This is a genomic window from Caballeronia udeis (assembly GCF_001544555.2).
GTDB classification, from domain to species: domain Bacteria; phylum Pseudomonadota; class Gammaproteobacteria; order Burkholderiales; family Burkholderiaceae; genus Caballeronia; species Caballeronia udeis.
This window is the reverse complement of record NZ_FCOK02000009.1, coordinates 22463-44266: the sequence shown is the minus strand read 5'-3', so window position 1 is coordinate 44266 and position 21804 is coordinate 22463. Positions and strand designations below refer to the sequence as shown.

Annotated in this window: 21 protein-coding genes and 1 tRNA gene; 20 read left to right on the top strand and 2 right to left on the bottom strand. The window is 59.5% G+C overall.

Going from position 1 to position 21804, the window contains the following annotated elements; translation table 11 throughout:
- Position 1 precedes the first annotated feature (1 nt).
- Positions 2-511 carry a hypothetical protein gene (locus AWB69_RS09040; protein ID WP_062084531.1) on the bottom strand — a complete coding sequence of 170 codons (510 nt, stop codon included), beginning with the start codon at positions 509-511 and terminating at the stop codon, positions 2-4.
- A gap of 285 nt (positions 512-796) precedes the next feature.
- Between AWB69_RS09040 and AWB69_RS09035 the strand changes: the two genes are divergently transcribed.
- Together AWB69_RS09035 and rpsO are read left to right on the top strand one after the other, a co-directional pair.
- Entirely contained in the window at positions 797-2197 is a 1401-nt protein-coding gene (locus AWB69_RS09035) for a branched-chain amino acid ABC transporter substrate-binding protein (RefSeq protein ID WP_231937038.1), read from the top strand.
- A gap of 222 nt (positions 2198-2419) precedes the next feature.
- Positions 2420-2698, top strand: a complete 279-nt coding sequence (gene rpsO / locus AWB69_RS09030) for a 30S ribosomal protein S15 (RefSeq protein ID WP_062084529.1) — start codon at positions 2420-2422, stop codon at positions 2696-2698.
- A 4-nt stretch (positions 2699-2702) separates the two neighbouring features.
- Here the strand turns inward: rpsO and AWB69_RS47545 are convergent, their stop codons facing one another.
- Positions 2703-2900 carry a hypothetical protein gene (locus tag AWB69_RS47545; RefSeq protein WP_156528782.1) on the bottom strand — a complete coding sequence of 66 codons (198 nt, stop codon included), beginning with the start codon at positions 2898-2900 and terminating at the stop codon, positions 2703-2705.
- 162 nt (positions 2901-3062) lie between these two features.
- Here AWB69_RS47545 and pnp point away from each other — a divergent pair, with 162 nt between their 5' ends.
- The 18 genes from pnp to AWB69_RS08940 all read left to right on the top strand — a co-directional run bounded on the left by pnp (position 3063) and on the right by AWB69_RS08940 (position 21795).
- Positions 3063-5210 carry a polyribonucleotide nucleotidyltransferase gene (gene pnp / locus AWB69_RS09025; protein WP_197500201.1) on the top strand — a complete coding sequence of 716 codons (2148 nt, stop codon included), beginning with the start codon at positions 3063-3065 and terminating at the stop codon, positions 5208-5210.
- A 168-nt stretch (positions 5211-5378) separates the two neighbouring features.
- Entirely contained in the window at positions 5379-6395 is a 1017-nt protein-coding gene (locus AWB69_RS09020) for an NAD(P)H-quinone oxidoreductase (RefSeq protein ID WP_062084525.1), read from the top strand.
- A 172-nt stretch (positions 6396-6567) separates the two neighbouring features.
- Positions 6568-7350, top strand: coding sequence for a triose-phosphate isomerase (gene tpiA / locus AWB69_RS09015; RefSeq protein WP_062084677.1), 783 nt, complete (start codon positions 6568-6570; stop codon positions 7348-7350).
- An 86-nt stretch (positions 7351-7436) separates the two neighbouring features.
- The gene (secG, locus tag AWB69_RS09010) at positions 7437-7814 is read left to right on the top strand and encodes a preprotein translocase subunit SecG (RefSeq protein WP_062084523.1); all 378 of its coding nucleotides are present in this window, start codon (positions 7437-7439) and stop codon (positions 7812-7814) included.
- A 114-nt stretch (positions 7815-7928) separates the two neighbouring features.
- Positions 7929-8013: transfer RNA gene (locus AWB69_RS09005), tRNA-Leu, on the top strand.
- Between the two features lie 164 nt (positions 8014-8177).
- Positions 8178-8537, top strand: coding sequence for an NADH-quinone oxidoreductase subunit A (locus tag AWB69_RS09000; protein ID WP_056353980.1), 360 nt, complete (start codon positions 8178-8180; stop codon positions 8535-8537).
- 75 nt (positions 8538-8612) lie between these two features.
- Positions 8613-9092 carry a NuoB/complex I 20 kDa subunit family protein gene (locus tag AWB69_RS08995; RefSeq protein ID WP_027819582.1) on the top strand — a complete coding sequence of 160 codons (480 nt, stop codon included), beginning with the start codon at positions 8613-8615 and terminating at the stop codon, positions 9090-9092.
- Positions 9093-9203: 111 nt separating this feature from the next.
- Entirely contained in the window at positions 9204-9806 is a 603-nt protein-coding gene (locus tag AWB69_RS08990) for an NADH-quinone oxidoreductase subunit C (RefSeq protein WP_062084520.1), read from the top strand.
- A 9-nt stretch (positions 9807-9815) separates the two neighbouring features.
- Complete coding sequence (locus tag AWB69_RS08985; RefSeq protein WP_062084517.1) at positions 9816-11069, top strand: NADH-quinone oxidoreductase subunit D; 1254 nt, start codon at positions 9816-9818, stop codon at positions 11067-11069.
- 158 nt (positions 11070-11227) lie between these two features.
- Positions 11228-11713, top strand: a complete 486-nt coding sequence (gene nuoE, locus AWB69_RS08980) for an NADH-quinone oxidoreductase subunit NuoE (protein WP_062084514.1) — start codon at positions 11228-11230, stop codon at positions 11711-11713.
- Positions 11710-13035, top strand: coding sequence for an NADH-quinone oxidoreductase subunit NuoF (nuoF, locus tag AWB69_RS08975; RefSeq protein ID WP_062084512.1), 1326 nt, complete (start codon positions 11710-11712; stop codon positions 13033-13035). The genes nuoE and nuoF overlap by 4 nt, the downstream gene beginning before the upstream one ends.
- Before the next feature lie 31 nt (positions 13036-13066).
- Positions 13067-15406, top strand: a complete 2340-nt coding sequence (nuoG, locus tag AWB69_RS08970) for an NADH-quinone oxidoreductase subunit NuoG (protein ID WP_062084509.1) — start codon at positions 13067-13069, stop codon at positions 15404-15406.
- Positions 15407-16471, top strand: coding sequence for an NADH-quinone oxidoreductase subunit NuoH (gene nuoH, locus AWB69_RS08965; protein WP_062084507.1), 1065 nt, complete (start codon positions 15407-15409; stop codon positions 16469-16471). It begins immediately after the preceding gene.
- 18 nt (positions 16472-16489) lie between these two features.
- The gene (gene nuoI, locus AWB69_RS08960) at positions 16490-16978 is read left to right on the top strand and encodes an NADH-quinone oxidoreductase subunit NuoI (RefSeq protein ID WP_062084505.1); all 489 of its coding nucleotides are present in this window, start codon (positions 16490-16492) and stop codon (positions 16976-16978) included.
- A gap of 188 nt (positions 16979-17166) precedes the next feature.
- Complete coding sequence (locus AWB69_RS08955) at positions 17167-17859, top strand: NADH-quinone oxidoreductase subunit J (RefSeq protein ID WP_062084503.1); 693 nt, start codon at positions 17167-17169, stop codon at positions 17857-17859.
- Between the two features lie 14 nt (positions 17860-17873).
- On the top strand, positions 17874-18179 hold the full coding sequence (nuoK, locus tag AWB69_RS08950) for an NADH-quinone oxidoreductase subunit NuoK (protein WP_031360677.1): 306 nt from the start codon (positions 17874-17876) through the stop codon (positions 18177-18179).
- Between the two features lie 17 nt (positions 18180-18196).
- Complete coding sequence (nuoL, locus tag AWB69_RS08945; protein ID WP_062084501.1) at positions 18197-20287, top strand: NADH-quinone oxidoreductase subunit L; 2091 nt, start codon at positions 18197-18199, stop codon at positions 20285-20287.
- Between the two features lie 17 nt (positions 20288-20304).
- Positions 20305-21795 (top strand): NADH-quinone oxidoreductase subunit M, encoded by a 1491-nt coding sequence (locus tag AWB69_RS08940; protein ID WP_062084498.1) that lies wholly within the window; start codon positions 20305-20307, stop codon positions 21793-21795.
- Positions 21796-21804: the final 9 nt, after the last annotated feature.

Sequence of the window (21804 nt, the reverse complement as noted above, 5' to 3'; positions counted from 1 at the left end):
ATCAGAAGAAATTCCGTTGATCGGGATCGTGAAGCGGGTCGGGCGTTTTTTGTGTCAGGCGCAGCGTGCCCTGATCGTCGAAGTAAAAGCTGTACATCATGTACCAGACGTTTGCTTCCATGTACCGGTAGGTCCACACCTCGCGTTTCATCAACGGGAAGTAGGACGTCTCCACCGGACGCCCGAAGTTGATCAGCACGTCCTTGCGTGTCCAGGTGCCGACCTGGGCTTTGAAGAACTCGTTTTCATCGAGGACCTGGCGCACGCTCACGATCTTTCCCGATGCATCGATATCCGCCGCCGTGGTCACTTCGCCCAGTGGCTGGGTCGGCCACATCAGGCGCTTGCCGCCGTTCGGCAAGTCATAGACCTCCCTGGGCGGTCCCAGCTTTGCCGTGATGGTGGACGAGTCCGCGCCTGCCTGGTAGTTCTGCCACGGCTGTGCGCACGCCGTGAGCAGAAGGGCGAGTGCCATTGCCGCCGCGGGTTTTCGTATTGCCTTGCTCAACATCGAAGCCTCCTTCGTATTCGTATCCACGCCGTATCAACGATCGGCCGTGGGTTTTTCTGCTGTCTTGCACCGCATCGCTTATTTTGACATGCGGGGTCGGCGCGCGGTTTTGATCGCGGCCGTCAGGACGCGCTTGTTGCATGTAGATGGAACGTGCGGGGCCGGGCGGCTATTCCATTTCCATTCGCATTTCCCTGGCGGTTGCATGCAGCATGGCGAACGTCCTATGATCCGCGATTCGCTTTGCTGTCATCTTCGCTGTCATTTATCCATGGATGGACTGTAATGGACTGTATGGGTCTCGACCTCGGCCCCGGTTTGCGGCGCGTGGTTTCTCTCAGGGCAAGTGAGCGGTGCTTGCCGACGCGTCGGTCCCGGCTTCTCGGCCGCGCATTGCATGCCGGCAAGCGCCTGAGCGGTTTGTTGCTGGTGGCGTCATGCGTCGTCAGTGCGCTTGTCGCTCCCGCGCGTGCGGCGGACGCCGCGCCCGGCTTGCCCCCCATTCGCATTGCGATGATCGAAGGCATGTCCGGTCCGTTCGCCAACGCCGGCGCGGCCGTCGAACGGAATCTTCGCTTTGGCGTAGAGCGCGTGAATGCGAACGGCGGTGTTGCATTGCCCGACGGCAAACATCCGCTCCAGCTGGTGGTCCTCGACGGCAAGGGCAGCAGCGAAGCCAGCCTCGTCCAGTTGCGTGCGGCTATCGACCAGGATATTGGCTTTGTCATGCAGGGCAACAGCTCGGCGGTCGCGGCTGCGCTTATCGACGCGATCAATAAGCAAAATTCCCGCGATCCGGAACATCGCGTGGTTTTCCTCAACTATTCCGCCGACGACCCCGCGCTCACCAACGCCGATTGCAGTTTCTGGCACTTTCGCTTCGATGCCCACGCGGGCATGCGGATGAATGCGCTCGCCGATGTCATCCAGCACGATCAATCGGTGAAGAAGGTCTATTTGTTCAACCAGGACTACAGCTTTGGCCACGACGTCAGCCATGAAGCCCAGCGTGCGCTGAAGGAGCGTCGCCCGGACATCGCAATCGTCGCCGATGAATTCATCCCCGCCGGGCGCGTGAAGGACTTCGCGCCGTACGTGGCCAAGATCCGCGCAAGCGGCGCCGACGCGGTGATCACCGGCAACTGGGGCAATGACCTGACGCTGCTTGTCAAAGCTGCCCGCGAACAGGGGCTCGACACGCATTTCTATACGTTTTACGGCAACAGCCTGGGCGCGCCCGCCGCTCTGGGGGACGCCGGCGTAAAACATGTCGTGGCGGTGGCCGACTGGCATCCGAATGTAGGCGGCAGCGCGTCGGATGCTTACTACGCGGCTTTTCGCACCCGTTTTCCTGCTGCGGCCGACGATTACCTCTTCCTGCGCATGCCGGTCATGATCGAGATGCTGGCGCAGGCCATGGAGAAAGCGCACAGCGCCGACCCGGCCGCGGTCGCCCGCGCACTGGAAGGCATGAAGCTGGACAAAGGATTCCAGACAACAGAAATGCGTGCCGCCGATCATCAATTGATCCAGCCCCTTTATGTGATGGAGATGGACAAGGTGGGCACGCCGGGCGTGCATTTTGACAACGAAGGGTCCGGTTTTGGCTTTCGAACGCTGTTAAAGATCCCGGCCGCCCAGACCGCCATGCCCACCACCTGCCAGATGAAGCGTCCCGCGCCGTAAAAACAACACGTCCTGGGCGCAGGACTATTGCATCATTTCGTCCGTCGTCCCCAACCGGGTCGACGACGAAAACCGCTGTGCTATAATTCGCGACTTGCCGTACTTGGGGAGGGTTGCAGAACCCCGTCCGGCAAGCGAATCAGAGGTTGATTCAAGTAACGTAGAAAACCCACGGCACGGCCTTTCTTCCGTGACCGCCTGTCCGTTTCAAAGGAAAATCAAATGTCTACCGTAGTTGCTGCTCATGCAAAGAAGTCCGACGTTGTCGCAGAATATGCGCGCGCCGCTAATGACACCGGATCGCCAGAAGTGCAAGTTGCACTGCTGACCACCCGTATCAACGAACTGACCGTTCACTTCAAGGCTCACACGAAGGATCACCACAGCCGCCGCGGCCTGCTGCGCATGGTGAGCCGCCGTCGCAAGCTGCTCGATTACCTCAAGGGCAAAGACGCTGACCGTTATCGCTCGCTGATCGAGAAGCTGGGCCTGCGCAAGTAAGCGGCTAGCGTTCACAACGAAATGCCTGTGTCAGTTTGCTGATACAGGCATTTTGTTTTTGAACGGCGCGCTCTTCATGGGCGTAGAAAGGAAAGTGGCGGGAAATATCGAAGGCTTGCATTAAGGCCAACCCCGGATCGGAAACCGATTCGACTACAGGCCGGGCTTCACGGCGGAGCTTTGTGTCATTCCAGCGCGTCATGCGCATCGCGTGTCGTGTTGCGTTGGAATGACATACACCCCTCTTTCGTGCGGTTCCGGTCATCGCTTGGCTTCGCCGTTTCTTTACCGTGTGCACGGGCTCCGGATGCTCCGGCGTCCACGACAACACGTCAGGAAACACGCGAGGCATAACGAAGAAGGAGTGAGAATGTTTAAAAAGATCGTCAAGGAATTCAAGTGGGGACAACACAACGTTCGCCTGGAAACAGGTGAAATCGCGCGCCAGGCAAGCGGCGCCGTGATCGTCGATGTGGAAGATACCGTGGTGCTCGCGACGGTTGTCGGCGCGAAGACGGCAAAGCCGGGCCAGGATTTCTTCCCGCTGACCGTCGACTATCTGGAAAAGACCTACGCAGCCGGCAAGATCCCGGGTGGTTTCTTCCGTCGCGAAGGCCGTCCGTCGGAAGGCGAAACGTTGATTTCGCGCCTGATCGACCGTCCGTTGCGTCCGCTGTTCCCGGAAGGTTTTTATAACGAAGTGCAGGTAGTAATCCATGTGCTGTCGTTGAACCCCGACGTGCCTGCCGACATCCCTGCGCTGATCGGCGCGTCGGCAGCGCTGGCTATCTCCGGCCTGCCGTTCAACGGCCCGGTGGGCGCAGCACGCGTGGCCTATATCAACAACGAATACGTGTTGAACCCGACCCGTCCGCAAATGAAGGAATCGGCGCTCGACCTGATCGTTGCCGGTACGGAACGCGCGGTGTTGATGGTGGAATCGGAAGCGCAGCAACTGACCGAAGAAGTCATGCTCGGCGCCGTGGTGTTTGGTCACGACCAGATGCAGGTCGCTATCGACGCGATCCACGAACTCGTCGCCGAAGGTGGCAAGCCTGAGTGGGATTGGGCGCCGGCACCGAAGAACGAACCGCTGATCGCACGCGTGTCGGAACTGGCGCAAGCCGATCTGAACGCCGTGTACCAGATCCGCGACAAATCAGCTCGTACCGCCAAGCTGAAGGAAGTTTACGCAGCAACGACCGCAAAGTTGACCGAAGACGCGGTTGCAGCGGGCGAAACGCCGGCTGACAAGGCGACCATCGGCAATGTGATGTTCGACATCGAAGCGAAGATCGTCCGTACGCAGATCCTGAACGGCGAACCGCGTATTGACGGCCGCGACACCCGCACCGTCCGTCCGATCGAAATCCGTACCGGCGTGCTGCCGCGTACGCACGGTTCGGCTCTGTTCACGCGCGGCGAAACGCAAGCGCTCGTGATCGCGACGCTGGGCACGAAGGGCGACGAACAGAACATCGACGCGCTCGAAGGCGAGTATCGCGAACGCTTCATGCTTCACTACAACATGCCTCCGTTCGCGACCGGCGAAACGGGTCGCGTCGGTTCGCCGAAGCGCCGTGAAATCGGTCATGGCCGGCTGGCCAAGCGCGCGTTGGCGGCTTGCCTGCCGAGCGCCGACGAATTCGGCTATTCCATCCGCGTGGTGTCGGAAATCACGGAATCGAACGGTTCTTCGTCCATGGCTTCGGTCTGCGGCGGCTGTCTCGCGTTGATGGACGCTGGTGTTCCCATGAAAGCGCACGTCGCGGGTATCGCGATGGGCCTGATCCTCGAAGGCAACAAGTTCGCGGTGCTGACCGACATCCTGGGCGACGAAGATCACCTCGGCGACATGGACTTCAAGGTGGCGGGCACGGCGCAAGGCGTGACGGCACTGCAGATGGACATCAAGATCCAGGGCATCACGAAGGAAATCATGCAGGTCGCGCTCGCACAGGCGAAGGAAGGCCGCATGCATATCCTGGGCAAGATGACGACCGCGGTTCCGGGTACGAACACGAACCTGTCGGACTACGCGCCGCGCATGATCACCATGAAGATCAATCCGGAGAAAATCCGCGACGTGATCGGCAAGGGCGGTTCGGTGATCCGTGCGTTGACCGAAGAAACCAACACGACCATCGACATTTCGGACGACGGCGTGGTGACCATCGCGAGCACGAGCAGCGAAGGCATGGCGGAAGCGAAGAAGCGCATCGAGAACATCACGGCCGAAGTGGAAGTGGGTCAGGTCTACGAAGGCCCGGTACTCAAATTGCTGGACTTCGGCGCGATCGTGAATATTCTTCCGGGTAAGGATGGTCTGCTGCACATCTCGGAAATCGTGAACGAGCGCATCAAGGACATCAACGACTACCTGAAGGAAGGCCAGATCGTGAAGGTCAAGGTCATCCAGACAGACGAAAAGGGTCGTGTTCGTTTGTCGGCGAAGGCTTTGCTGAACGAAGGCGGCGCGCCTATCGAACCGATCCAGCCGACGCAGCAGTAATGCGGTAAGTTCGGGATGGCCGGCGCGTGAGTCCCGCGCGCCGGCCGTTTTTGAATGTGACGGTTCAAACATGATTCGATGTTATTGCGGGTTTCGGCTGAGTGAGCCCGCAATGCCATGGGGTTATGCATCGGTGTCAGGCGAGTGTGACTTGAAGGGAATAAGCAGATGAAAGCCATCGAAATCACCGAGTTCGGTTCGCCCGACGTATTGAAGCTGGGCGAGCGTCCAATGCCGGAGCCGAAGGCCGGCGAAGTGCTGATCAAGGTCGCGGCGTCGGGCGTGAATCGCCCGGACGTGTTCCAGCGCAAGGGCGGTTATGCGCCGCCGCCGGGCGCCTCGGATCTGCCGGGGCTGGAAGTGGCCGGTGAGATCGTGCGCGGCGACTTCGATCCGAAGCACAATCCGTTCGGTTTGAGAGCAGGGGATCGCGTGTGCGCGCTGCTCGCGGGCGGTGGGTACGCTGAATACGCGTGCGCGCCGCTCGATCAATGCCTGCCGGTGCCGCAGAGGTTGACGGATATTGAGGCGGCGTCGTTGCCGGAAACGTTCTTCACGGTCTGGAGCAACGTGTTCGAGCGTGCGCATCTGGGCAAGGGCGAGAACGGTGCGGAAGAAACGCTGCTGATCCAGGGCGGGTCGAGCGGTATCGGCGTGACGGCCATCCAGATTGCAAAGGCGCTGGGGCATCGCGTGTTCGTGACGGCTGGGAGCGACGAAAAGTGCCAGGCGTGCGAAAAGCTCGGCGCGGAACGCGCGATCAACTACAACACGGAAGATTTCGTCGATGTGGTGAAGTCGCTGACGAACGACCGCGGCGTGGACGTGATCCTGGACATGGTCGCTGGCGACTATCTTCCGCGTGAGCTGAAGACGCTGGCCGACGGCGGCCGGGTGGTCGTGATTGCAACGCTGGGCGGTTCGAAAGCCGAGATCAACCTCAACGAAGTGCTGCGTCGCCGCCTGGTGATTACCGGCTCCACACTGCGGCCGCGCTCGGTCGCGTTCAAGGGCAGGGTCGCGGTGCAACTGAAGACGCACGTATGGCCGGAGATCGAGGCCGGACGGATCAAACCTGTCATTCATCAGGTTTTCCCCGCCGATCAGGCCGCCGCCGCTCATGCATTGATGGAAGGCAGTACGCATATCGGCAAGATCATGCTGGACTGGGGCCAGGTTGCCTGATTGCCGGTCCGGGACCTGAATTGACCGGCGGATCAGGTTTCGTTGTTTGACCGCGTTGTTTGACCGATTTCCGCCGGGCACAGTAAAATCATATGTTGTGCTGGCGCGTTGCGTCCGAAAGTTCCATTTTTCTATTTCAATGATCGGCAGCCTCGCTGCTACGACGAGACAAATGCCGAAAGAACAAGCCGAGCGCGCAAAACTGGTAGTCGGAAACTGGAAGATGCACGGCCGTCTGGCTGAGAACGCGGTCTTGATGCAGGCAGTGGCCGCTGGCGCCGCGACGTTGCAGAAGGGCGTGCGCACCGCGGTTTGCGTGCCCGCGCCGTATCTTGCGCAGGCGCAGGCGCTGCTGGGCGGATCGGTGGTCGCGTGGGGTGTCCAGGACGTCTCGGCCCACACGCAGGGCGCTTATACCGGTGAAGTCGCCGCAGGCATGGCAGCGGATTTTGATGCAACATTCGCGATCGTTGGTCACTCGGAGCGGCGCGCCTATCATGGCGAGCATTCGGACCTGGTCGCGGTGAAGGCGCAGCGAGCGCTGGAAGCCGGGCTGACGCCCATCGTGTGCGTGGGCGAGACGCTGGAGCAGCGTGACAACGGTTTGACAGAGCAAGTAGTCGGCACGCAACTGGAAGCCGTGTTGCTGGTGCTGAGCGAGCACCAGGCGGCGAAGATCGTCGTGGCGTACGAGCCGGTCTGGGCGATCGGCACGGGAAAAAGCGCGACGACGGAGCAGGCGCAACAGGTTCACGCATTCCTGCGCGCGCAACTGGCCGGCAAGGGTGCAGCAGTGGCGGACGTGCCGGTCTTGTACGGCGGCAGTGTCAAGCCGGAGAATGCGGAAGAATTATTCGCTCAGCAGGACATTGATGGCGGATTGATTGGCGGCGCATCGCTGAAGTCGAACGATTTCCTTGCGATTTGCCAGGCGGCACAAAACGTTTCGGTTTAATAACCGAGTTTAAGCTTTCGAAGATGTAAGCATCAAAAGCGTGACGCAACAGTGTCACGTGAACATTAAAGAGTCGGGTGAACGGAATGCTGTATTTAAAGACTTTGATTATCGTCGTCCAGTTGTTGTCGGCGTTCGGTGTTATCGGGCTGGTATTGTTGCAGCACGGTAAGGGTGCGGACATGGGCGCGGCGTTCGGTAGCGGCGCGTCGGGAAGCCTGTTCGGCGCAACCGGTTCGGCCAACTTCCTGTCGCGTACAACTGCGGTCCTCGCCGCCGTGTTTTTCATCTCGACACTGGCGCTGACGTACCTCGGCAGCTATAAGCCGGCGGCCTCCGCAGGCTTGCTGGGCGGGGCGGCGGTAACCGCGCCTGCGGCACATCCGGCGGTCGCCGGGTCGGTTCCGGCAGCGGCTTCGGCGCCGGTCGCGTCGTCGGGTCCTGGCTCGGACGTGCCGAAATAATTTTTCGCCTGGAGCGCTTTTTGTGCGTTGAACAAACTGGTTAACCCGGTTATAATTTTGTTCTTGAAGCGATTCCCGGCAATTAGAAGTTGTTTTTCCGGATTGCAAGACAGTGCCGACGTGGTGAAATTGGTAGACACGCTATCTTGAGGGGGTAGTGGCGAAAGCTGTGCGAGTTCGAGTCTCGCCGTCGGCACCAAAAGTTATCCAATGCCAGCCGCATGCATTGCTTCGGCTGGCATTGTCACTTCTGGCGAGTGAATTTGCTCAAGATCTCTTGTGCATGTTTCTCGGCTTTAGTTGAAAATCGGTGGGGCAGTCGTCCCGGCCGGCACACCAGATCAAACCGATTTGAGGATAGTCGTGAATCTCTCAGCCTATTATCCCGTCTTGCTGTTCCTTGTCGTGGGCACCGGTTTAGGTATCGCGCTCGTCAGCATCGGTAAGATCCTCGGTCCCAATAAGCCTGACACTGAAAAGAACGCACCTTACGAGTGTGGCTTCGAAGCATTCGAAGACGCCCGTATGAAGTTCGATGTGCGTTACTATCTCGTCGCTATTCTGTTCATTATTTTCGACCTCGAAACCGCGTTCCTGTTTCCGTGGGGCGTTGCCCTGCGCGACATCGGCTGGCCCGGTTTCCTGTCAATGATGGTTTTTCTGCTCGAGTTTCTGCTTGGTTTCGCCTACATCTGGAGAAAGGGTGGGCTGGACTGGGAGTAAGGAAGTATCGGGCGGGTTGAAGATCACCGGATTGCTGGGCGGCTATGGCTGGCTGCTCATCTGGAGTGAAAGCAAATGAGTATCGAAGGGGTCTTGAAGGAAGGGTTTGTCACCACCACGGCTGACAAGCTGATCAACTGGACGCGCACGGGTTCACTGTGGCCCATGACGTTCGGTCTGGCGTGCTGTGCGGTCGAGATGATGCACGCGGGCGCTGCCCGCTACGATCTGGACCGTTTCGGCGTGGTGTTTCGTCCGAGTCCGCGGCAGTCGGACGTGATGATCGTCGCCGGCACGCTGTGCAACAAGATGGCGCCGGCGCTGCGCAAGGTCTACGACCAGATGGCGGAGCCGCGCTGGGTCATCTCCATGGGTTCGTGCGCCAACGGCGGTGGTTACTATCACTATTCGTATTCGGTTGTGCGCGGATGTGACCGGATCGTGCCGGTCGACGTCTACGTGCCCGGATGCCCGCCGACGGCTGAGGCGCTGGTGTATGGCGTGATCCAGTTGCAGGCGAAAATTCGCCGCACCAGCACGATCGCTCGTCAGTAATTGTCGTCAGCCAAGTGCGCCGCCAAGTCCTGGCGCACGTAAGCACGCCAGTAGCGCTGTTGAAGTCCCTGAAGTCCCATTAAGCGTCACCAAGGCCAGAGCCTCCCCAATATGGCAAGCAAACTCGAGACCCTGAAAGCGAACCTCGAGGCGGCGTTCGGCGACCGCCTGCAAAGCATCACCGAGTCGCTCGGGCAACTGACCATTGTTGTCAAGGCAGCGAACTACGCTGATGTAGTGCTCAAGCTGCGCGACGACCGTTCGCTCGGCTTCGAGCAACTCGTCGACCTGTGCGGCGTGGACTACTCCACGTACGGCGACGGCGCCTACGAAGGCCCGCGTTTCGCGGCCGTCCTCCATCTTCTTTCGATCGCGAACAACTGGCGTCTGCGCGTGCGCGTGTTCGCACCGGACGACGAAGTGCCGATCGTGCCTTCGGCTGTCGACGTCTGGTCGTCGGCGAACTGGTACGAACGGGAAGCATTCGACCTGTTCGGTATCGTCTTTGAAGGCCACCCCGACCTGCGCCGCATTCTCACCGACTACGGTTTTATCGGCCATCCGTTCCGCAAGGACTTCCCGGTGTCGGGTTATGTCGAAATGCGTTACGACCCGGAAGAGAAGCGCGTCGTGTACCAGCCAGTGACGATCGAGCCGCGCGAAATCACGCCGCGCGTGATCCGCGAGGACCGCTATGGCGGTCTGAAACACTAAGAGAACGCCATGGCAGAGATCAAGAACTACACGCTCAATTTCGGCCCGCAGCACCCGGCCGCGCACGGTGTGCTGCGCCTCGTGCTGGAACTGGACGGCGAAGTGATTCAGCGCGCCGATCCGCATATCGGGCTGCTGCACCGCGCGACCGAAAAACTCGCGGAATCGAAGACCTTCATTCAGTCCGTGCCGTACATGGACCGTCTTGACTACGTGTCGATGATGGTCAACGAGCACGGCTACGTGATGGCGATCGAGAAGCTGCTCGGTATCGACATTCCGGTTCGCGCGAAATACATCCGCGTGCTGTTCGACGAAATTACGCGCGTGCTGAACCACCTGATGTGGATCGGCTCGCACGCGCTCGACGTCGGCGCAATGGCGGTGTTTTTGTATGCGTTCCGAGAACGCGAAGATCTGATGGACGTGTACGAAGCGGTATCCGGCGCACGGATGCACGCGGCGTACTACCGTCCGGGCGGCGTGTATCGCGATCTGCCTGACGCAATGCCGCAATACAAGGCGTCGAAAATCCGCAATGCGAAAGCGTTGTCGCGGATGAACGAAACGCGTCAAGGTTCGTTGCTCGATTTCATCGACGACTTCTTTACCCGCTTTCCGAAGTGCGTTGACGAGTACGAGACGCTGCTGACCGATAACCGCATCTGGAAGCAGCGGCTGGTGGGTATCGGCGTGGTCAGTCCTGAGCGCGCGTTGCAGCTCGGCATGACCGGTGCGATGCTGCGCGGCTCGGGCATTGAATGGGATTTGCGCAAGAAGCAACCGTATGAAGTCTACGATCAGCTCGACTTTGACATTCCGGTCGGCGTGAACGGTGACTGCTACGACCGTTATCTCGTGCGCGTGGAAGAAATGCGTCAGTCCACCCGCATCGCGAAACAATGTATTGAGTGGCTTCGCAAGAATCCAGGCCCGGTGATGGTCGACAATCACAAGATTGCGCCGCCTTCGCGCGTGGGCATGAAGACCAACATGGAAGAGCTGATTCACCACTTCAAGCTCTTCACGGAAGGTTTTCACGTTCCCGAAGGCGAGACGTATGCGGCGGTCGAGCACCCGAAGGGCGAATTCGGCATTTATCTGATCTCGGACGGCGCGAACAAGCCGTATCGCCTGAAGATTCGTGCGCCAGGTTATGCACATCTTGCTTCACTTGACGAAATGGCTCGTGGTCACATGATTGCGGACGCGGTGACCATCATTGGCACGCAGGACATCGTGTTCGGTGAGATCGATCGCTGACATGCAGTCGCGAGGAATCTGCGCCGCACCTCGCCGGCAAGCACGCGCAGTAGCGCTGAGCATGCCGGCGAACCAACAACAGCAGGACGCCAGGTCTGCCGCAAAAGAAAAACGCGGCGGGTGTTCGTTCGGTAGGAACTGAAAGAGTCGTGTCTGAAATGATCTCAGCTGAAGGCCTGAAAGAAATCGATCGCGCGATCGCGAAATATCCCGTGGACCAGAAACAGTCCGCGGTGATGTCGGCGTTGACCGTGGCTCAGGAAGAGCACGGCTGGCTATCGCCGGAACTGATGCAGTTCGTGGCCGACTACCTCAGCATGCCCGCCGTGGCCGTGCAGGAAGTGGCGACGTTCTACACCATGTACGAGACCTCGCCGGTCGGCAAACACAAGATCACGCTCTGTACGAACCTGCCGTGCCAGCTCGGGCCGGACGGCGGTTCGGAAAGCGCTGCTGAATACCTGAAGCAAAAGCTCGGCATCGGCTTTGGCGAAACCACCGCTGACGGCAAATTCACCTTGAAAGAAGGCGAATGTTTCGGCGCGTGCGGCGATGCACCCGTGTTGCTCGTGAACAATCATCGTATGTGCAGTTTCATGAGTCGCGAGCGGATCGACACGCTCCTCGAGGAACTATCGAAATGACGTCTCTTCACGACCGCCACATCCAGCCCCTGATTCTCGCCGGTCTTAACGGCGACAACTGGCACCTCGAAGACTATGTGGCGCGCGGCGGTTACGCCCAGCTGCGTCGCATCCTCGAAGAAAAGATCCCCCAAGAGCAGGTCATTGCCGACGTCAAGGCGTCGGGCCTGCGCGGCCGCGGCGGTGCGGGTTTCCCGACCGGTCTCAAGTGGAGCTTCATGCCGCGTCAGTTCCCGGGGCAGAAGTACCTCGTCTGCAACTCGGACGAAGGCGAACCGGGCACGTTCAAGGACCGCGACATCCTGCGCTGGAATCCGCATTCGCTGATCGAAGGCATGGCCATTGGCGCGTATGCCATGGGCATCACGGTCGGCTACAACTATATTCACGGCGAGATTTTCGAGGTCTACCGGATCTTCGAACAGGCGCTTGAAGAAGCGCGTGCGGCTGGTTACCTCGGTGCGAACATCCTGGGTTCGGGCTTCTCGTTCGAACTGCATGCGCACCATGGTTACGGCGCGTATATCTGCGGCGAAGAAACCGCGCTGCTCGAGTCACTGGAAGGCAAGAAAGGCCAGCCGCGCTTCAAGCCGCCGTTCCCGGCGAGCTTCGGCGTGTACGGCAAGCCGACCACCATCAACAACACCGAAACCTTCGCGGCCGTGCCGTTCCTGCTGGCTATCGGCCCGCAGAAATATCTCGAGATCGGCAAGCCGAACAACGGCGGCACGAAGATTTTCTCGGTTGCAGGCGACGTCAATTTCCCTGGCAACTTTGAAGTGCCGCTTGGTACGTCGTTCGAAACCTTGCTCGATCTGGCTGGCGGCGTGCGCGGCAAGTCGGTGAAAGCGGTGATCCCGGGTGGATCGTCGGCACCGGTGATCCCGGGCGACATCATGTTGAAGACCGACATGGACTACGACTCCATCGCGAAAGCCGGCTCCATGCTCGGTTCGGGCGCCGTGATCGTGATGAACGAAACGCGCTGCATGGTGCGCTCGCTGCTGCGCTTGTCCTATTTCTACTACGAAGAGTCGTGCGGCCAATGCACGCCTTGCCGTGAAGGTACGGGCTGGCTGTATCGCGTGGTCCATCGTATTGAACATGGACTCGGGCGCAAGGAAGACCTGGATCTGCTGAACTCGGTCGCAGAAAACATCATGGGTCGCACCATCTGTGCTCTCGGCGACGCGGCGGCCATGCCGGTGCGCGGCATGCTGAAGCACTTCTGGGACGAATTTGAATATCACGTCGAGCATAAACATTGTCTCGTCGACGGACACGCGCATCATGCGCACACGTCCGAAGCGCTTACCGCGTGATCAGTGATCAGGCCAAGGACCATTCCCCATCATGGTTGAACTAGAAATCGACGGCAAAAGTGTAGAAGTGCCTGAAGGCAGCATGGTGATCCAGGCTGCGCATAAGGTAGACACATACATTCCGCACTTTTGCTATCACAAGAAACTGTCGATCGCGGCAAACTGCCGGATGTGCCTGGTCGAAGTCGAAAAAATGCCAAAGGCGGTTCCCGCCTGCGCCACGCCGGTGTCGGCGGGCATGATCGTGCGCACGAAATCGGACAAGGCCGTTAAGGCGCAGCAGTCCGTGATGGAATTCCTGCTGATCAATCACCCGCTCGATTGCCCGATCTGCGATCAGGGCGGCGAATGCCAGCTGCAAGACCTAGCGGTCGGTTACGGCAAGTCCCAATCGCGCTACAACGAAGAAAAGCGCGTGGTGTTCCACAAGAACGTCGGACCGCTGATCTCGATGGAAGAGATGACGCGCTGCATCCATTGCACGCGTTGTGTCCGTTTCGGTCAGGAAGTGGCCGGCGTGATGGAACTCGGCATGCTGGGCCGTGGCGAGCACTCGGAAATCACGTCGTTCGTCGGCAAGACGGTGGACTCGGAACTGTCGGGCAACATGATCGACCTGTGCCCGGTCGGCGCGTTGACGAGCAAGCCGTTCCGCTACAGCGCCCGTACGTGGGAGTTGTCGCGCCGCAAGTCGATCAGTCCGCACGATTCCGTCGGCGCGAACCTGGTCGTGCAAGTGAAGAACAACCGCGTGATGCGTGTTCTGCCGATGGAAAACGAAGCCATCAACGAATGCTGGATCTCGGACAAGGATCGCTTCTCGTACGAAGCGCTGAATAGCGACGAACGTCTCACGCAGCCCATGTTGAAGCAGGGCGGCAAGTGGATCGAGACGGACTGGCAGACGGCGCTGGAATACGTGGCGAAGGGTATCAAGGGCATTACGGCCGATCACGGCGCGAATCAGATCGCTGCGCTGGCTACGCCGCATAGCACAGTCGAAGAACTGTATCTGCTGAAGCAATTCGCCGAAGGCGTGGGGTCGCCGAACGTCGACTTCCGTCTGCGTCAGAGCGACTTCTCGGCGCCGGTGTCGGATAGCGCGCCGTGGCTTGGCGTGAAGATCGCAGACCTGACGAATATCGACACGGCGTTTGTGGTCGGTTCGTTCCTGCGTCGCGATCATCCGCTGTTCGCGGCACGCCTGCGTCAAGCCGCCAAGGGCGGTGCGAAGCTCACGTTCCTGAACGCGACGAATGATGACTCGCTGATCCCGGCTGCGCACCGCGTGGTCGCGGCGCCGTCGGAATGGCTCGACCGCCTCGGCAGTCTGGCTGCAGCGGTGGCCGAAGCACGTGGCGTTGCAGTGCCCGAAGCGTTCGCCGGATATGAAGCGTCAGCGGCTGCGAAAGACATTGCATCGTCGTTGTCGGCGGGTGACAAGCGCGTGGTGTTGCTCGGCAACAGCGCGGTTCAGCATCCGCAGTTCGCGCAGATCCAGGCCGTATGCCAATGGATTGCGGACAACACGGGCGCGACGCTGGGTTATCTGACGGAAGCGGCCAATACGGTTGGCGCACATCTCGTCGATGCACTGCCGGGCGAGGGCGGTCTGAACGCTCGTGAAGTGTTCGAACAGCCGCGCAAGGGTTATGTGCTGTTCAACGTCGAACCCGCATTCGATACCGCCAACCCCGCTCAGGCGCTTGCCGCATTGAAGCAGGCGGAGATGGTTGTCGCGTTGTCGGCATTCAAGCATGGCGCCGATTACGCCGACGTGCTGCTGCCGATCGCGCCGTTCACGGAAACCTCGGGCACGTTCGTCAACGCCGAAGGTACCGCGCAGACGTTCAACGGCGTGGTGCGTCCGCTGGGCGAAACGCGTCCGGGCTGGAAGGTGCTGCGCGTGCTGGGCAGCATCCTCGGGTTGAAAGGCTTCGAATTCGATACCGCCGAAGAAGTCCGCGACGCCGCATTGGGCACGGGCGATCTGACGGCGCGTCTGTCGAACAAGACGGACGTCGCGATCAAGGCTGTTTCGAAAGCGGCTGAAACCAAAGAAGGCAGCTACGAGCGCCTCGCCGACACGCCGATCTATCACGCCGACGCATTGTCGCGCCGCGCCGAATCGCTGCATCTGACGGCTGCTGCGCGCGACGCGAACGTGGTTGGGTTGCCGACGTCGCTGTTCGAGAAACTCGGTCTGAAAAACGGCGATGCGGTGCGTGTCGCTCAAGGTGATCTCGCGGTGGTCCTGCCGGCAGTTCGCGACGCGAATCTGGCGGAAAGCGTGGTGCGTGTGTCGAGCGGAACGTCGGCCGGTGCAGCGCTCGGGGCTCTGTTCGGTGAACTGGTAGTGGAGAAGGCGTAAATGGGCTTGTTCGATACGATCAACGCAGGCGGGACGCAGATTCTCGGCGTCGCCTGGCCGACGGTGTGGGCGTTAGTCCGCATTCTCGTGGTCTCGGTAGTGATCCTGCTGTGCGTGGCGTACCTGATTCTGTGGGAACGCAAGCTCATCGGCTGGATGCACGTCCGTCTCGGGCCGAATCGCGTGGGTCCGATGGGCCTGTTGCAGCCGATCGCCGACGTGCTGAAGCTGCTGCTGAAAGAAGTGATTCAGCCGACGCAAGCCAGCCGCTGGATCTACCTGATCGCGCCGATCATGACCGTGGTGCCCGCGTTCGCGGTGTGGGCGGTGATTCCGTTCCAGGCGAAAGCGGTGCTCGGCGACGTCAACGCGGGCTTGCTCTACGTGATGGCGATTTCATCCGTCGGCGTGTACGGCGTGATTCTCGCCGGCTGGGCGTCGAACTCGAAGTACGCGTTCCTTGGCGCGATGCGCGCGGCAGCCCAGATGGTGTCGTACGAAATCTCGATGGGTTTCGCGCTCGTGGTCGTGCTGATGGTGACCGGCAGCCTGAACATGTCGGCCATCGTGGTGTCGCAGGAACAGGGCATCTTCGCGAGCTGGGGCATCAACTTCCTCTCGTGGAACTGGCTGCCGCTGCTGCCCATGTTCGTTGTGTACTTCGTCTCGGGCATTGCTGAAACGAACCGTCACCCGTTCGACGTGGTGGAAGGCGAGTCGGAGATTGTCGCGGGTCACATGATCGATTATTCGGGCATGGCGTTCGCGCTGTTCTTCCTGGCTGAATACATCAACATGATCGTGATTTCGGCGATCGCAACCACGCTGTTCCTTGGCGGCTGGAGCGCACCGTTTGGTTTCCTGTCCTTCATCCCGGGCATTTTCTGGTTCGTGCTGAAGATCTTCTTCCTGCTGTCGGTGTTCATCTGGGCGCGTGCGACGTTCCCGCGTTATCGCTACGACCAGATCATGCGTCTCGGCTGGAAAATCTTTCTGCCGGTGTCGGTGGTGTGGGTGGTCGTGGTCGGGTTCTGGATCATGTCGCCGCTGAACATCTGGAAATAATGGGCGGATGAAATAACCATGAACGCATTTCAGAATTTCTTCAAAACGTTTTTCCTGACCGAGTTGCTGAAGGGTCTGGCGCTGACCGGTGGCTACGTGTTCCAGCGCAAGATCACCGTTCAGTTCCCGGAAGAGAAGACGCCTATTTCGCCGCGTTTCCGTGGACTGCATGCATTGCGCCGATACGAAAATGGCGAAGAGCGCTGCATCGCATGCAAGCTGTGCGAGGCCGTGTGCCCCGCGCTCGCCATCACGATCGAATCGGAAACGCGCGCTGACAACACACGCCGTACCACGCGCTACGACATCGACCTGACCAAGTGCATCTTCTGCGGTTTCTGCGAAGAAAGCTGCCCGGTCGATTCGATCGTCGAAACGCACATCCTCGAGTATCACGGCGAGAAGCGCGGCGACCTGTATTTCACGAAAGAGATGCTGCTCGCAGTGGGCGACCGTTATGAAACAGAGATTGCCGCTGCGAAGGCGGCTGATGCTCCTTATCGGTGAAACGCAGTAAACGCGGTAAAGCGAAGCGGGGCAGAGCAGACAGAATACCGCCGCGCCCCTTGCTGTTCCTGCATTTGAATTGACCTGCTGTTCCGGCCCGCGCGCCAAGGTTGTAGGTTGCGTTCCTGAAAAAACGCGACGCGGCGCGCTTGTGTCAAAACACAAAGCCTAACGATGAACCGGTAATCATGGAATTCACGACCGTACTGTTTTACATCTTCGCGCTGCTGCTGGTTGTGTCGGCGCTGAAGGTGATCACTTCGCGCAATCCGGTGGCGTCCGCCTTGTTCCTCGTGCTCGCGTTCTTCAACGCGGCCGCGATCTGGATGCTGCTTGAAGCCGAATTCCTCGCCATTCTGCTGGTTCTCGTCTACGTCGGCGCGGTGATGGTGCTGTTCCTGTTCGTGGTGATGATGCTCGACATCAACCTCGACGTGCTGCATGGCGACTTCAAGAAGTTCGTGCCTATAGCCAGTATCGTGGGCGCGATCATCATCATTGAAACGGCGCTGATCCTGTGGCACGGCTACGGTGCGACCATCACGCCGGTGCGCGACCCGATGCTCGGCAACGTGGCGGCGGGCAGTGCGGTGATGTCGAACTCGCACCTGATCGGCAAGGTCATCTACACCGACTACATCTTCGCGTTTGAAATTGCCGGCCTGATCCTGCTTGTGGCGATCATTGCGGCCATCTCGCTCACGGTTCGCGAGAAGAAGGACAGCAAGCGCCAGCGCATCAGCGACCAGGTCAAGGTGCGTGCGCAAGATCGCGTGCGGATCGTCAAGATGAAGTCCGAGAAAGAAGTGCCGGACGACGCCACGGCCAATCCGCCCGTGACCGGCAATGCCGGCGCCGGCACGGTCGACAACAAAGGCTGAGGAGATAAATAACCATGTTGAGTCTTGCCCATTACCTTGTGCTTGGCGCGATCCTGTTCGCGATCAGCATCGTCGGCATTTTTCTGAACCGACGTAACGTGATCATCATCCTGATGGCAATCGAACTGATGCTGTTGGCGGTCAACACGAACTTCGTCGCTTTCTCGCACTATCTCGGCGACATCCACGGACAGATCTTCGTGTTCTTCGTGCTGACGGTCGCGGCGGCTGAAGCAGCAATCGGCCTCGCCATCCTGGTCACGTTGTTCCGCAGTCTCGACACGATCAACGTCGAAGACCTCGATCAGCTCAAAGGTTAATTTCAGGCAAGACAGCTATGTCCACGACACTCAATGAAAACCTTCTGCTCGCGATTCCGCTGGCGCCGCTTGCCGGCTCGCTGATCGCGGGGCTGTTCGGCTGGAAGATCGGGCGTAAGAGCTCGCACCGCATCACGATCCTTGGCGTGATGATCTCGTTCGTGCTCTCCTGCATCGTCTTCCTCGATGTGGTGCAGGGCGCGAGCTTCAACGCGACCATCTACGAATGGCTGACGGTCGGTCCGCTCAAGATGGAGATCGGCTTCCTGGTCGACTCGCTCACCGCCATGATGATGGTGATCGTCACCTTCGTCTCGCTGATGGTGCACATCTATACGATCGGCTACATGGCCGACGAAGAGGTGGGCTACGAGCGCTTCTTCTCGTACATCTCGCTCTTTACGTTCTCCATGCTGATGCTCGTGATGAGCAACAATTTCCTGCAGTTGTTCTTCGGCTGGGAAGCGGTGGGCCTGGTGTCGTATCTGCTGATCGGCTTCTACTTCACGCGTCCGACGGCCATCTACGCGAACATGAAGGCGTTCATCGTGAACCGCGTGGGCGACTTCGGATTCCTGCTCGGCATTGGCTTGTTGCTGGCGTTTGCCGGTTCGCTCAACTACGGCGATGTGTTTGCTCACCGTACCGCGCTGGCCACCATGACGTTCCCGGGCACCGACTGGGGTTTGCTGACCGTTGCCTGTATCTGCCTGTTCATCGGCGCGATGGGTAAGTCGGCGCAGTTCCCGCTGCACGTGTGGCTGCCGGACTCCATGGAAGGCCCGACACCGATCTCGGCGCTGATCCACGCGGCAACCATGGTGACAGCCGGTATTTTCATGGTCACGCGGATGTCGCCGCTGTTCGAATTGTCGGATTCGGCGTTGTCGTTCGTGACGGTGATCGGTGCGATCACGGCGCTGTTCATGGGTTTTCTGGGTGTGGTGCAGAACGACATCAAGCGCGTGGTGGCTTACTCCACGCTCTCGCAACTTGGTTACATGACGGTGGCGCTCGGCGTCTCCGCTTATCCGGTCGCTGTGTTTCACCTCGCGACGCACGCGTTCTTTAAAGCGCTGCTGTTCCTTGGCGCCGGTTCGGTGATCATTGGCATGCACCACGATCAGGACATGCGCAACATGGGCGGCCTGCGTAAATACATGCCGATCACGTGGATCACTTCGCTTATCGGATCACTCGCGCTGATTGGTACGCCGTTCTTCGCCGGTTTCTATTCGAAGGATTCGATCATCGACGCGGTGAAGCTGTCGCACCTTCCGGGTTCGGGCTTCGCGTACTTCGCCGTGGTCGCGAGCGTGTTCGTGACTGCGCTGTACTCATTCCGCATGTACTTCATGGTGTTCCACGGCAAGGAGCGCTTCCGCGGTCCGAAGCATCCGGAAAGCCCGATGGCGATCGAAGCCGCGGCGCACGCGCACGACTCGCATGGTCACGATGGCCACGATGCACACGGCCATGACGATCACGGGCATGGCCATGACCACGTGCATGTTCCGCACGAAACGCCATGGGTCATTACCCTTCCGCTGATCCTGCTGGCAATTCCGTCGGTGATTATCGGTGCGATTGCGATTGGCCCAATGCTGTTCGGCGACTTTTTCGCGCACGGCGTGGTGTTCGACCAGGTGATCGCCATTGGCGCGAATCATCCTGCGCTCCACGAGATGGGCGAGGAATTCCAGGGCTGGTTCGCGATGGGCCTGCATTCGGTCGCGGGTCTCCCGGTGTGGCTGGCGCTCGCGGGCGTGGTGGTGTCGTGGTTCCTGTACTGGAAACGTACGGATCTGCCGGGCGTGATCAAGCAACGCTTCCTGCCGATCTATAACTTGCTCGACAACAAGTACTACCTCGACAAGATCAACGACGTCGTATTTGCAAAGGGCGCGGTCGCCATTGGCCGCGGACTCTGGAAAGAGGGTGATGTTGCCGTTATCGACGGTATCGTCAACGGCCTCGCGAAGTTCGTCGGCTGGTTTGCCGGTGTGATTCGCTTCCTCCAATCCGGTTACATCTATCACTACGCGTTCGCCATGATCATTGGCATGTTGGGGCTCTTGACCCTGTTTGTAACGCTCGGCGGCAAATAAGGCGGGGACACCTATCTATGCACTCTTTACCCATTCTTAGTCTCGCGATCTGGTTGCCGATCATTGTCGGCATCCTTGTACTGGCAATAGGCAATGACAGCAATCCGGGCCCGTCGCGCTGGCTTGCGCTGATCGGCTCGATTCTTGGACTGATCGTCACCATTCCCCTGATTACCGGCTTCGACAACTCTTCGGCCGCGCTGCAGTTCGAAGAGAAGTCGGTCTGGATCGAACGCTTCAACATCTCGTATCACCTTGGCGTCGACGGCCTCTCCATGTGGTTTGTCGTGTTGACCGCGCTGATCACGGTGATCACGATCATCAGCGCGTGGGAAGTCATCACGGTGCGCGTGGCGCAGTACCTGGCCGCGTTCCTGATTCTGTCGGGCCTCATGATCGGCGTGTTCTCGACCGCCGACGGCATGTTGTTCTACGTCTTCTTCGAAGCGACGCTGATCCCGATGTACATCATCATCGGCGTGTGGGGTGGCGCGAACCGCGTGTATGCCGCGTTCAAGTTCTTCCTCTACACGCTGATGGGCTCGCTGCTGATGCTGATCGCGCTGCTGTATCTCTACACGCAGACGCACACGTTCGACATCGCTACGTGGCATGCCCTGAAGATCGGTTTCACGCCGCAGATCCTGCTGTTCATCGCATTCTTCCTGGCCTTCGCCGTGAAGGTGCCAATGTGGCCGGTCCACACGTGGTTGCCTGACGCCCACGTTGAAGCACCAACAGGCGGCTCGGTCGTGCTGGCCGCGATCATGCTGAAGCTGGGCGCGTACGGTTTCATCCGCTTCTCGCTGCCTATCGCGCCGGATGCCAGCCATTTCCTGGCGCCGGTGGTGATCACGTTGTCCCTGATCGCGGTGATCTACATCGGCTTCGTGGCGCTGGTGCAGGAAGACATGAAGAAGCTGGTGGCGTATTCGTCGATTGCGCATATGGGCTTCGTCACGCTCGGCTTCTTCATCTTCAGCACGCTCGGCATGGAAGGCGCGATCATCCAGATGATCTCGCACGGCTTTGTCTCGGGCGCCATGTTCCTGTGTATCGGTGTTCTATATGACCGGATGCATTCGCGCCGGATCGCCGACTACGGCGGTGTGGTGAACGTCATGCCGAAGTTCGCCGCATTCGCCATGTTGTTCGCGATGGCCAACTGCGGCTTGCCGGGGACCTCGGGTTTCGTTGGTGAATTCATGGTGATCCTGGCTGCCGTGAAGTTCAACTTCTGGATCGGTTTCCTGGCGGCCTTCACGTTGATTCTCGGCGCGGCTTACACGCTGTGGATGTACAAGCGCGTGCACTTCGGCGCTGTAGCGAACGATCACGTGGCGAAGCTGAAAGACATCAACAAGCGCGAATTCTTCATACTCGCCGTGCTTGCCGTATTCACGCTGTACATGGGCCTGTATCCGAAGCCGTTCACCGACGTGATGCACGCATCCGTAGAAAATCTCCTCTCCCACGTCGCGCAGTCCAAACTGCCGCTGGCCCAGTAACGCGTGCGG

Excerpts from the sequence above, each read along its gene's own strand:
- AWB69_RS09040 (WP_062084531.1), bottom strand. The coding sequence starts at position 511 with ATGTTGAGCAAGGCAATACGAAAACCCGCGGCGGCAATGGCACTCGCC.
- AWB69_RS09035 (WP_231937038.1), top strand. The coding sequence starts at position 797 with ATGGACTGTATGGGTCTCGACCTCGGCCCCGGTTTGCGGCGCGTGGTT.
- rpsO (WP_062084529.1), top strand. The coding sequence starts at position 2,420 with ATGTCTACCGTAGTTGCTGCTCATGCAAAGAAGTCCGACGTTGTCGCA.
- AWB69_RS47545 (WP_156528782.1), bottom strand. The coding sequence starts at position 2,900 with ATGACGCGCTGGAATGACACAAAGCTCCGCCGTGAAGCCCGGCCTGTA.
- AWB69_RS09020 (WP_062084525.1), top strand. The coding sequence starts at position 5,379 with ATGAAAGCCATCGAAATCACCGAGTTCGGTTCGCCCGACGTATTGAAG.
- tpiA (WP_062084677.1), top strand. The coding sequence starts at position 6,568 with ATGCCGAAAGAACAAGCCGAGCGCGCAAAACTGGTAGTCGGAAACTGG.
- secG (WP_062084523.1), top strand. The coding sequence starts at position 7,437 with ATGCTGTATTTAAAGACTTTGATTATCGTCGTCCAGTTGTTGTCGGCG.
- AWB69_RS08995 (WP_027819582.1), top strand. The coding sequence starts at position 8,613 with ATGAGTATCGAAGGGGTCTTGAAGGAAGGGTTTGTCACCACCACGGCT.
- AWB69_RS08990 (WP_062084520.1), top strand. The coding sequence starts at position 9,204 with ATGGCAAGCAAACTCGAGACCCTGAAAGCGAACCTCGAGGCGGCGTTC.
- AWB69_RS08985 (WP_062084517.1), top strand. The coding sequence starts at position 9,816 with ATGGCAGAGATCAAGAACTACACGCTCAATTTCGGCCCGCAGCACCCG.
- nuoE (WP_062084514.1), top strand. The coding sequence starts at position 11,228 with ATGATCTCAGCTGAAGGCCTGAAAGAAATCGATCGCGCGATCGCGAAA.
- nuoF (WP_062084512.1), top strand. The coding sequence starts at position 11,710 with ATGACGTCTCTTCACGACCGCCACATCCAGCCCCTGATTCTCGCCGGT.
- nuoG (WP_062084509.1), top strand. The coding sequence starts at position 13,067 with ATGGTTGAACTAGAAATCGACGGCAAAAGTGTAGAAGTGCCTGAAGGC.
- nuoH (WP_062084507.1), top strand. The coding sequence starts at position 15,407 with ATGGGCTTGTTCGATACGATCAACGCAGGCGGGACGCAGATTCTCGGC.
- nuoI (WP_062084505.1), top strand. The coding sequence starts at position 16,490 with ATGAACGCATTTCAGAATTTCTTCAAAACGTTTTTCCTGACCGAGTTG.
- AWB69_RS08955 (WP_062084503.1), top strand. The coding sequence starts at position 17,167 with ATGGAATTCACGACCGTACTGTTTTACATCTTCGCGCTGCTGCTGGTT.
- nuoK (WP_031360677.1), top strand. The coding sequence starts at position 17,874 with ATGTTGAGTCTTGCCCATTACCTTGTGCTTGGCGCGATCCTGTTCGCG.
- nuoL (WP_062084501.1), top strand. The coding sequence starts at position 18,197 with ATGTCCACGACACTCAATGAAAACCTTCTGCTCGCGATTCCGCTGGCG.
- AWB69_RS08940 (WP_062084498.1), top strand. The coding sequence starts at position 20,305 with ATGCACTCTTTACCCATTCTTAGTCTCGCGATCTGGTTGCCGATCATT.